Raw genomic sequence first — 11,983 nt, forward strand, 5'->3', positions numbered from 1 at the left:
TTGTCGGTGAGAAAGATAGCTATTAAGGCTTGGTGTCTTGTTTTCAGTTTGAACTTATTAAGATTCAAAAACCATGTGAATGATACAGAGTATCCATGTTTTTGTTATTGATGCTTGTTGATAGAAATAGAAGCAGCCTGTGAAGATTTTGCAGAGTGACCGCTAGATGAAATATTAACGGAAATATTTTGACTAGCCTGAATTTGATTATCCTCGACTGACCAATTTTGATGAATTTCATTTTGACCATCGCCAGATGTCTTGGCAATACTTCTTAGGTCAACAATAGTTTTACCATCTGGTGAAACTATCCGTTTAAATATAACTTGTTTGCGTTCCATGATTTTACCACCTATTGTACTCAAGTTGTGTTCAAAAGCTCAAAGAATTTTTAACAAATCGTGTTTCAGCAATGCATCAGCAGCATACTTGATTTCATCAAATGTTATTCCGGATTTTTGAGCAATATCCAATAGTGTATGATGTCCATCAGACAAATTCAAAACCCATAAAAGTGCCATTTGATTTAGCTCATCATTTTTATAACCTCCGACTGCTTTGTATAAACCTCTTTTACCCATTTGTGGTTCGCATTTAGGATTTTGATTGAGATAAATCTTATTATTGTCGAGGATAGATAATATTGATATACATTTAGATAATGAATCAGCAAGGTATTGGGGTTGTATAAAATCCAAATTATCTGCTGATGTGTGATATTCAGGAAAACTGCCGTGTGGCGATCTCATTAAGCAACCAACAGCTAAATTAAATCCTGGAGAGCAGTATTGTCGCTCATCATACCCATAAGGAAAGAAATCTATAACTTTAGAATCTTTTGTTGTGTTATTAAGAATATAAGTTACAATTTTATCGATTTCAGTATCGCCTCGGCGGCTTTTTTTGTAAGTAAATTTTCCTGCATCACCCAAACATGTCAAAACTAAACCGTGTTTGATTTTGGATACATTTATCTCATTTAAAGCTAGCCAGGTAATTGAACCAATAGTTCCCGGAATGAAAAGAAATCTGTAAGAATAGTATGGCGTAACTTGGTTAATGTGTTTTGCTAAAGAAACTGCGATCGCTATTCCAGATAAATTATCGTTACAAAGTGAAGGATGACAGATATGGCAAGAGATTAACACTTCATCTGAGCTTTCTCCAGGAATAAAGTATTCACCATAAGTCAGATAACCGGGTTCAAGGGAAGAATCAATAAAAACCTCATATTCGTCATCTTGAAGTTCCAAGTATTGTTGGTGAGTTAAGCAAAATCCCCAGGTTTCCTTATAGTATGAAGTCCGATATGGAATCCAAGTAGGGTGTTCTGGAATTGTAAACAAATGATCTGTTAATTCTTGAAGATTTACTTTCTTGTGAATTGGAATACTGTAATTAAGAATATGCAGGTTTGAGTTAGCAAATTCTAAAATTTTTTCGCCTTTGGAATTTTTAATATAAGCATCTTTGATATTCCATTCTTTAGGAACAGTCCAATCAAAAACCTGAGTCCCTGTTGGAATTTCATGGATTTTTAAAGGAATATCTTCTTGAAGGAGTTGCAGAGTTTTGCGAGTACCATTTCCTGTAATGCTGCGACAAATTGGATAAAGCTTACAGATGAATTGATAAAGTTCATTTCCCATGCTGTTATCATCAGATTCGTCATAGGAAAATGTTATCGTTTTTGATAGCTCAGCTTCAGGCATAGGTCAATTTCCTAATGATGTAAAACCTTTTTTAAAAAAAGATTTTTCTACAGTAAAATCCTTCTGCGTATTGACTCGGAGAATTAGACTCAATCCCTCGAATCCTTAAAATTGAACGAAAAGTTTCTTCCGTAAACCATTGTTTATTCTTTTGTGAGATAAATGCATCTTGAATATACTGAATTTTACGGCAACACAATGCTTCATCTAAATGAACAAAGAAATTGGGAATACCTAAATCGCCATCATATTTTGGAATTTCATATTCTAAAATTAAGTGATTTCTAAAGGTATTCCAAGTTAGCTCGGAAATTAAGCGATGATCTTGATGGCGATCGTCGCGGTAGTGAGTAAAAATTATATCTGGTGAAAACTCTTTCTTTAACTGCTCAAAGCACTCTTTCACATCTAAGCCATGAAAAGGAAGAAATCCGTCTCGAAAATTTTTTACGAGTACTTTTTTAGTCTGTACTTCTTTTAAAAAAGTATTAGCGCTGTCACGTGCTTCCTTTTCTCTTTGCTCATTAGAACTGAAAACGACCCAGTAAAGGATAATATTTTGATATTTTTCGATCAGCTTTAAGATTGTACCCCCACAGCCAATTTCAATATCATCACAATGAGCACCCAAACAAAGAATCTTGTACTCCGAGCAATCTGCTTTATCAAAACTAATGCTTATCATGCACGAGATACCTCTAGTTGTTTATCTCTCCATACCTCCCAAGGTCTTTCACCACGAGCATACATATCATCCAATTGTTGTTTCTCTTTAAAAGTATCCATGACTCCGAAGAAGCCAGTATACTTGTAAGCAAAAAGTTGTTCTCTCTTTATCAATCTTTGGAAAGGTTCGAGCACTAGTTCTTCTCCTTGATTAATAAATTGAAAAACTTCTTTTTTAAAAATAAAGTATCCCCCATTAATCCAGATGTCACGATGCTTAACATCTTTGATATCCCGTACCAAACCTTGTTCATCTAAGTCAACTAAGTGAAAGGTTTGGCTTGGTCTTACACATAAAAAACTCGCAATTTTATCAATTTTATAAAAATGATCGATGTAAGTAGGTAAATGCAAATCTGTCAAGCCATCACTGTAGTTAGCTAAGAAAACATCTTCTCCTTCTAAATATTCTTCAACTGCCTTAAATCTTTGACCTATATTAGCAGTTAAACCAGTGTCTACAAAAGTAATATTCCAGTCTTGAATGTCACGATTAAATAATTTAATATCACCTCCATTTGATAAAGTGAAATTATTAGAAATCCATTCATTATAATTCAAGAAATAGCTCTTAATTGTGTCAGCCTTGTAACCAAGACACAAGATAAAATCTTTATGCCCGTAGTGGGCATAGTATTTCATGACGTGCCATAAGATCGGTCTATACCCAACATTAACCATCGGTTTGGGAATGGTTTCTGAATAGTCTCTAATTCTCGTTCCCAAACCACCACAAAACAAAACAACTTTCATTTTTTATATCTCCGTTTTTCAAAAGATAAATTCTTATTAAAAAGATCTGTTGTTAAGCAAAAATTTGAACTTCTGGAATGGGAACTACAAATTGACCACCCCAATCTCGAATGTAAGACATCTGTACCATAATTTCGTCCTTTAAATTCCAAGGCAAAATTAATACATAGTCTGGTTTAGTTTCTTGAATTTTATCTGGGTGAAAAATGGGAATGTGAGTTCCGGGTAAAAATAAACCTTGTTTGTAAGGGCTACGATCTACTGTGTAGTCAAGAAAATCAGTGCGGATACCACAGTAATTTAAAAGAGTATTTCCTTTTCCAGGAGCGCCATAACCCACAATGGATTTCCCTTCTCTTTTTACTTTAATCAAAAAATCGAGTAATTTACGTTTAGTTTCTTTAACTTGTTCGCTAAAAGAAGAATAGTAGTCTAAATTTGTAACGCCAGATGTTTCTTCTCTATGTCTTAGTTCTAAAACTTTCTGGGTAATAGGTTTAGAAAAATCTTCATTGTGACGAGCATAAATCCTTAGAGAACCGCCATGGGTAGATAATTCTTCAACATCAAAGATAGTTAAACCATGAAAAGCAAAAATCTTTTCTACAGTTATGAAAGAAAAATAAGAAAAGTGTTCGTGATAAATCGTGTCAAACTGATTTTCTTCTTTTAATCGCATCAAATGCGGAAACTCCATGGTAATTACGCCCTGTTCTTTGAGTAGAATTTTCAATCCTTTGACAAAATCATTCAGATAGGGAGTATGAGCGAGGACGTTGTTCCCAATTAGTAAATCAGCTTGTTTTCCTTTAGCCAATTGTTCCCTTGCCGTTTCTTCTCCAAAAAACTTTACGACTGTGGGAATACCTTTCTTAATGGCTACTTCGGCAATATTTGCAGCTGGCTCTATTCCGAGTGCAGGTATATCTTTAGAAACAAAGTATTGTAGTAAGTATCCATCATTACTAGCTATTTCTACTACCTGACTCTTATAGTTTAATTGAAAACGCTCTACTGCCATGTCAACATAGTTCTTGGCATGTTGTAACCAGGTTTGAGAATAAGAGGAAAAATAGGCATAGTCACTAAAGATATTTTCAGGACGAATATACTCTTGAAGTTGTACTAAAAAGCATTTTTCACAAACATAAGCATGGAGTGGATAAAAAGGCTCCATTTCGTTTAGCTGTTCTAAACTACGATAACTTTCGCAAGGAGGAGACATACCTAAATCTACGAAAGTATGGTTTAACTCAGAGCTACAAAAGAGACAGCCACCATAAGATTTTTGGTTATTTGTTATTGTTTTTTTGTTCATAAACTTTGATGAGAGATGATAGGTAGTTAAAGTCATATAGCTCCTATTTGAATTACAAACACTTCATGAGGGCAGGGGGTAGGGAAAAGTATTGTTTATAAATCAAATAGGATTGCTATATATAGCAATCCTCTATTAAATATTTTTAAACACTATTGACAGGTAATGAGAACAATCTGGAAACAATTTCTTCTCGCAGCGGAGCCAATTCATCTTGAGTTAACCAGGCGAATAAGTTTGCCACTGCTTGTGGAGAAGAGTCTATTTTAAGGGTTTCTTGAAGTACGTGTAAAGCTCCAGTCAAATTTCCAGCTTTAAGAGGAAGACTTGCCCTTGACAAACAATAGTGGAAATTGTGGTGGCGAGCTTTGGCAGTAATTTCAATCCGATGCTCAGCCGGAAGATAAGTTTCAGAAACCTCAATTGCACGGCGGATAGCTCTTGCCATCTTTCCAGAACGCATATTTTCAGGTGACATTCTTTGGGTATGCTCGCGGTAACATGCCAGGATACCGGGTTCGTACCACCAATCACAAAAAGCAGCAAAGCGCTTAAAAATTTCCCAATCAGCAATTTCAGGTAACTCTGGATAATATCCTCCCAATCGTTCGTAAGTTGTCCGACGCACAACCATAGCGGGAATTGTGACTAAGCCACATACACCAATGTGGGACAACCAAGAGTGCATAATGCCTCGATGCTCTCCATATAAAGAAACGACTTCTCCAGGCTGAATAGTTTTTCCGTCCTCGTTGATATATTCAAAACCCGTACAAGCAACGCCAATTGAATCAGGGCACGCTTCTAAACTCTGTTGTAGGCGAGAATAAAAACCCGGAAGAACACAATCATCGTCATGAAGCACGTGAATCCAGCGACCGCGACTCAGGGCAATGCCTATATTATGATTTGTGATAACACCTAAATTTTCTGGGTTTCTGTAATAGCGGATGACTCCTCCCCCAATGGAATTCACCATTTCAAAGAGTGGTGTTGTACTGCCATTATCCATCACCAAAATTTCCATCTCCTCTTCCCCTTGCCATTGCATCAACACGCTCGCCAAAGCTTCGAGGAGATAGTCAATGCGATTGTAAACGGGAATTATTACACTCCAGAATGGTCGCGGTTTTTCAGGGTTTGCTACTAGAGGAATGGTAGGAAATTGATACGCTCCGACAGTGACTTCTCCGAAAGTAACGGGTGGGGTCACGGGGATAGTTTCCGGGCTTTGGTAGGTGGCGACTGCTTCTGCATACCGGGGATTGAGGCGTTTTAATCCCTCGCGATAAACAGCTATGGCTTGGGAGAAATCTTTTTGCTGTTGGTAGATCTTACCGAGGTTGATGTAATATTGTCCTTCTTCGGGAGCAAGTTCTCGAGCCTGACGATAGTAAGCTTCCGCCGTCTTCAAATCGCCTGCTCTTTCCCGGATCTCTCCCAACTTGTGATTTAATTGTGCGTAGTAGGTTTGTTCGTCCGAGGACAGCTTTCCTTGGGCAAACAATGCATTTCCCAAATTGGCCTCAGCTTCGGCACATTTGGGCTGAAGATCTAAGGCTTTTTGATAACAGGCGATCGCTTTTTCCCATTGATCCATTTGTTGCAAAGCGTAACCCAAATTGTTGTAAATTGGTACTAAGTTGGGTTGCAGAGCTAAGGCGTGATGATAAGATTCTACGGCTTCAGCAAAACGACTTTGAGACAGATGCAAATTACCGAGGTCGAACCAAGTTTTGACTGAGTTTGGTTGAAAGTCCAAAGCAGCTTTCAGTAACTCTTCAGCATAATGAAACTGCCCTGTTTGTTGTGCTACAATGCTTAGCCCGTGCAATGCTTCTAACCGATCGGGCTGTTCTGCGAGTACTTGACGGTAACATTGCTCCGCTTGGTCGAGACAGTTGGCTTGATGATGTTGGATTGCAAGTTGAAGAGCTTCGGTAACGCTTGTCATATCAAGTTTTGTTAAGTAATAACGATGTTCAAACTTTTGCTCCGCTCTCATTCAATGGCAGTGAGATTAATCTTGAGGCAATCTCATTCCCTAGCAAAGACGTTTCGTTTTGAGTCAGCCAAGTAAATAACTTTGCGACAGCGACAGAAGAGCTATCTATTATGAGAGCCTCATGAAGCATTTGGAAAGCACCAGCAACATCGTTTGCTTGTAGTACAAAGACGGCTTGCTTCATATAATAATCCCAGTAATGGCTGCGAGAGCGGGCGGTAATCGTTGCGCGATCGCTCACTGGTAAATAGCTGTCTGAAATTTCAATTGCATGACGGATATCTTTTCCCTGATTTTGAGTTAGTAAAAGGTTAGTAGTGATATTGTTAGAATGTTCTCGATAACGTGCTAAAATGCCCGGTTCGTACCACCAATCGTAAAAAGAAGCAATACGTTTGTATAATTCCCAATCAGGAGTATATGTCAACTGAGGAGAGAAACCTCCCAACCGTTCGTGAGCATCTCGACGAATAACCACCGCAGGCATATTTAATGGGTTGGAGACTCCAATCTTTTGTAACCAATCTTGATGAACTATACCTCTGTACTCTCCATACACTTGTTGGGTGAAAATCGCTTGCCCTTTATCATTGATATTTTCAAAACCTGTAAAAGCTGCTCCCACAGAATCAGGACACGCTTCTAGATTTTGTTGTAGGCGAGAATAAAAACCGGGAAGAACACAATCATCGTCATGAAGCACGTGAATCCAGCGACCCCGACTCAAGGCAATGCCTATATTATGATTTGTGATAACACCAAGATTTTCCGGGTTTCTGTAGTAGCGGATGACTCCTCTCCCAAGACTGTTGACCATTTCAAATAGAGGCGGTGTACTGCCATTATCCATCACCAAAATTTCCATCTCCTCTTCCCCTTGCCATTGCATCAACACGCTTGCCAAAGATTCGAGTAGATAGTCAATGCGATTGTAAACGGGAATTACCACACTCCAGAATGGGCGCGGTTGCTCGGGGTTGGCTACGGGAGGAATGGCAGGAAATTGATATGCTCCAACAGTGACTTCTCCTAAAGTGACGGGTGGGGTTACGGGAATGGTTTCCGGGCTTTGGTAGGTGGCGACTGCTTCTGCATACCGGGGATTGAGGCGTTTTAATCCCTCGCGATAAACAGCTATGGCTTGGGAGAAATCTTTTTGCTGTTGGTAGATCTTACCGAGGTTGATGTAATATTGTCCTTCTTCGGGAGCAAGTTCTCGAGCCTGACGATAGTAAGCTTCCGCCGTCTTCAAATCGCCTGCTCTTTCCCGGATCTCTCCCAACTTGTGATTTAATTGTGCGTAGTAAGTTTGTTCGTCCGAGGACAGCTTTCCTTGGGCAAACAATGCATTTCCCAAATTTGCCTCGGCTTCGATGAAGTCTGGCTTCAACTCTAAAGCTTTCTGATAGTAACGAACGGCTTCGTCAAATAGTCCTTGTTGTTGCAGGGCGTAGCCCAAGTTATTATAAATTGGGAGTGAATCTGGTCGTAAGGCTAAAGCTTGACTGTAAGCGATCGCTGCTTCAGAATACTGCTGTTGAGCGAAATGCAAATTTCCTAAACTGAACCAAGTCTTAACAGAATCTGGTTGTACTCGTGATGCTTTATTTAGCCACTGCTCGGCTGTTTGAAGTTGTCCCAATTGCTGCGCTATTATACCTAAACTGTATAAAGTCTCGGGATGCTCGGGTTGTTTTTCCAGAACTTGATGATAGAGGTGCTTTGCTTCAGCTAGGCGATTTGCTTGATGATGTTGAACTGCAAGTTGGAACATTTCAGCGACTTCTTGAGAGCTAAATCGTCTTGGCTTATTCAACACCTTAAAAAGAAAATCTTCTAGTGCTCTGACTGGTTTTAAGTCGTTATATAACTTGTGCTTGTTCTCCGCAATTTGCTGAGAGATATATTGACGGTATTGAGCATCTTGACCCAAAAGCACTGCAATTTTCACATATTCTTCTTTAGTGGCAGCAATCGTTTCTTCTATGCCCATCATTTTCAGTATGGCCATAGTATGCCGTCCCCGCATCAAATCCCCTGGGAAGGTAACCACTGGTACGTTGTGAGCGATCGCTTCTAAAGTTGAGTTGCATCCAGACCAACCAATGCTATCTAGGAAAATATCTGCGATCGCTGCAGTACCAGCAAATTTTCTGGCTTCCATGGAAGACACAAAAGTGCAGTAGTCCTGATAATTCAGGTCGAAATTCTCAAAAGCCTGCCTTAAGCGATCGCAAAAAACGTTAGCGACCTGTTCGCTAACGTAGCGTCTGATAAATACAAACTTGCACCTTCCCAAGGCTTTAGCGATTCTAGGAAATACATCATCATGCTGGGGCAAATATTTATACAATGCTTGACAGCACCAGAACATGATTTCATCTTTTTCGATGCCAAGATCTCTTTTGCTAACTGCTAAAGGTTGAAGATCTAAGGGGGTATAGTAGATCGATAGATTTGGTAATCTAACTAATTGCTCGCTATAGTGGTCTTGAGCATCTTGAGGTTCCATGAGATCGCTACTCAAGTAGTAGTCAATTGTTGGCAGCCCACTGGTGTCTGGATGTCCCCAAGAAGTCATTTGGATGGGAGCCAATCTCTGACATCCCAAGCGAACTGTCATCGGCTCCATACCAAATTCGGGGAAAATTAGAATATGCAGGCGATCTCGTGCAATGACTTCAGCCCATTGTTCTAACACTAAAGGCCCTTGAGTAAATTTGTCAAAAGCTTTCGCAGCCTCAACTGTTTCCCGATCCTGTTTTGTCCCCGTGTAATATCCAAACAGTTCAAATTCACTTTTATCAAGGTTTTCTACCCACCCTTTAATTGGAATTTTCCAATTAGAATGATATCGAAAAAACCCCGAAACAAAACCGACTCGAATCTTTTCATTAGCTGCTATCTTAGGAATAGGAATTGGTTGAGTCCACTGAGGATAACCGCTTTCCATAATCTGACAAATTGTTTTTCCATACAATTGCTGTAATGGTCGGTCATTTAAGCCTTGATAAGCCAGATAAAAAGGTTGTAAGTAACCTATAACCTTCGCTGTTGCTGCTCGCTCTTCGGGGTTGGCTAGTTGATAGTAATCAGCTAACGCTTGTAAATGTTGTTGATACTGAGTTAGCCTAAACTGAAGTTCATCAACGCTAGAATAGATGATTGGTAGCTGACTCATACAAAGGCCAAATCTAGCAGGAGCATAGTCAGGTTTAATGCTCAAGGCTTTCTGATAAGAATCCATCGCAGCTTCTAGCTGACCTCGCTCTTGAAAAAGATTTCCCAAATTGTAATACGTGTCAACCCAATCTGGCTTAATTTTTATAGCTTGCTGGTAAACTTGGAGAGCGTCTTCCAACTTATCTTGTTCTGAAAGAATAATTCCCAAGTTGTTATATGCTTCAGCCAAGCTAGGTTTAATTTCTATGGCTTTCTCGTAGCACTCTTTGGCTGACTCTAATTGACCCTGTACTTGAAAAATATTTCCCAAGTTATTATAAACATCAGCAAAGGTTTGGTCGATCTTGAGGTATTGCTGATAGACTTGAGTTGCTTCGGTTAACTTTCCCTGAGTCTGAAGAATATCTCCAAAGTTTAGGATGATTACACGGTGTAACTTTTTTAAGGAGTCTTTGGAAATTTTATTTTCAAATTTATTTTGTATTAACTGCTCGTATATCGATCTGTAGATTGACTCAGCCTCGTCCAATTGACCTGACTGATACTTATTTATAGCTAGTTGAATGAGAGCGTTTAACTCGGATTCTAAAACTGTTGTGGTATTCATTGTTATAATGGGATATTAAACTAAAGTATTAAAAATTTATGTTGTGCTGATTTTTAAAAAAGTTTTGCTAATACTATAATTATGTACAATTATGCGTCAGGTAAATTTGTGGAGGCAGACGCACCTGATATAGCGATGCACAGTAGTAAAAAGGTTGTAGTAACTAGTTATTAAAGGGGCTTCATTCTAGCAGAACCTTGAGAATTGCCCATTTAACAAGATCTGGTTACATCCATCTCTACACACAACACTAGGCAGGAGCAATGAAGGTACCACTCGCAAAATCAGTAGATAGTGGACTAAAGGAAGAGGCTTGGAATCCTATTACACTACCAATAACCTCATAACCGCCATTTATTGGTGACAAAAGGTATGTATCTGAGGTTCCCAATGTATCATACTGCAACAGGCTTGGGTTATTTACTTGGATTTTATCGACACCATTCTCGAATGTATATATATCAGCGCGGTCGTCAATGCCGAATATAACACCACTTATTGGAGTGCCAAAACCACCCGCATAGAAATTACCATTGGCATTTCCTAGCACAAATGTATCTGAAGTTGGTATCCCAAAATCACCTTCAGAAAAGAGACTTTCTGCTTGACCATCGCCATCTAAATCGAGGAAAAGACCGCCAATTAAAATATCGAATTCACCAGCTTTACCGCCACCATTGAGAACATCGCTGCCAAAGCCGCCAATAACCGTGTCGTTGCCATCTTGCCCTGATATTGTATCATTACCGCCAAAACCACCAAAGGCAGGATCGAGATCGTTCAGTGCAAAATTAAAGTTATTATCTCCTCCATCAAGGTAGTCATTTCCCACACCTCCTGCGATGTTATCGGAACCACCACCCCCAAAAACGGTATCATCTCCCTCTCCAGCATTTATAGTATCATTACCGTCGGGTCCACCAAGGAAATCTCTGTCTCCATAAATTTGATCGTTTCCAAGACCGCCATTAATGTCATCATTGCCACTCTCGCCAACAATCAAGTCATTATCGATCCCACCTGAGAGGTTATCATTACCAAAGCCACCAAAGATCTGGTCATTGCCGTTGCCGCCATCCAGTCGATCGTTGCCTTCACCTCCATCAAGTTGGTCATTATCAAAACCACCATCAAGGAAGTCATCTCCGTTATTACCAATTAATATGTCATTACCAAAACCACCTCTAACGGTGTCATTATTCTCTCCGCCATCTAATTGATCGTCTCCTGCTCCGCCGTCAAGCAAGTCATCTCCTGCACCGCCAATCAGGAGGTCAACACCATCACCTCCATTCATAGTATCGTTGCCGCTTCCGCCGTAGAGCCTGTCGTCACCGTTGTTCCCATTGAGAATATCGTTACCGCCACCTCCTCCAATGGTGTCATTGCCTTCACCTCCAGAAAGAGTATCGTTGCCGTCGCTAGCACTTTCGGGAAATATGGGGTTGTTGGGGTCAGTCAAATTAACAGTACCGTCACCAGAGATGATGTCGTCACCTTCATCTCCTTGAATTACGTCACCTCCACCTAATCCTACTAAGTTGTCATTTCCTTTGCGACCTAAAATTTGATCGGCAATAGAGGTACCTACAAGATTGTCGTTATTATCTGTTCCTCTTAAAAAAGCCATCTTGGTTTCTCCTAAAGTCTAAACAGTTTGCTTCTTCACAAAAATTCAA

General features: G+C 39.6%; 8 protein-coding genes. All 8 read right to left on the reverse strand.

Translation table 11 applies throughout. The features are described 5' to 3' along the window. Nucleotides 1–104: 104 nt before the first annotated feature. The 8 genes from AB0756_RS30670 to AB0756_RS30705 all read right to left on the reverse strand — a co-directional run bounded on the left by AB0756_RS30670 (nt 105) and on the right by AB0756_RS30705 (nt 11,934). Nucleotides 105–341, reverse strand: coding sequence for a hypothetical protein (locus tag AB0756_RS30670; protein ID WP_038090389.1), 237 nt, complete (start codon nt 339–341; stop codon nt 105–107). A 39-nt stretch (nt 342–380) separates the two neighbouring features. After that, entirely contained in the window at nt 381–1,712 is a 1,332-nt protein-coding gene (locus AB0756_RS30675; RefSeq protein ID WP_167844766.1) for a DUF4910 domain-containing protein, read from the reverse strand. 31 nt (nt 1,713–1,743) lie between these two features. Continuing rightward, a complete protein-coding gene (locus tag AB0756_RS30680; RefSeq protein ID WP_237265957.1) occupies nt 1,744–2,343 on the reverse strand; it encodes a PIG-L deacetylase family protein in 600 nt (199 codons plus the stop codon). Between the two features lie 50 nt (nt 2,344–2,393). After that, on the reverse strand, nt 2,394–3,191 hold the full coding sequence (locus tag AB0756_RS30685) for a sugar phosphate nucleotidyltransferase (protein WP_038090396.1): 798 nt from the start codon (nt 3,189–3,191) through the stop codon (nt 2,394–2,396). A 52-nt stretch (nt 3,192–3,243) separates the two neighbouring features. Then, the gene (locus tag AB0756_RS30690; protein ID WP_038090498.1) at nt 3,244–4,509 is read right to left on the reverse strand and encodes a methyltransferase domain-containing protein; all 1,266 of its coding nucleotides are present in this window, start codon (nt 4,507–4,509) and stop codon (nt 3,244–3,246) included. Nucleotides 4,510–4,654: 145 nt separating this feature from the next. Continuing rightward, complete coding sequence (locus AB0756_RS30695; RefSeq protein ID WP_038090398.1) at nt 4,655–6,463, reverse strand: tetratricopeptide repeat protein; 1,809 nt, start codon at nt 6,461–6,463, stop codon at nt 4,655–4,657. Between the two features lie 28 nt (nt 6,464–6,491). Next, nucleotides 6,492–10,304 carry a tetratricopeptide repeat protein gene (locus AB0756_RS30700; protein WP_167844764.1) on the reverse strand — a complete coding sequence of 1,271 codons (3,813 nt, stop codon included), beginning with the start codon at nt 10,302–10,304 and terminating at the stop codon, nt 6,492–6,494. Between the two features lie 250 nt (nt 10,305–10,554). Then, nucleotides 10,555–11,934: a calcium-binding protein gene (locus AB0756_RS30705; protein WP_038090402.1), complete on the reverse strand. Its 1,380-nt coding sequence runs from the start codon at nt 11,932–11,934 to the stop codon at nt 10,555–10,557. Between the last annotated feature and the right edge of the window lie 49 nt (nt 11,935–11,983).

Source organism: Tolypothrix campylonemoides VB511288_2, assembly GCF_045999855.1.
GTDB classification, from domain to species: Bacteria; Cyanobacteriota; Cyanobacteriia; order Cyanobacteriales; family Nostocaceae; genus Scytonema; species Scytonema bouteillei_A.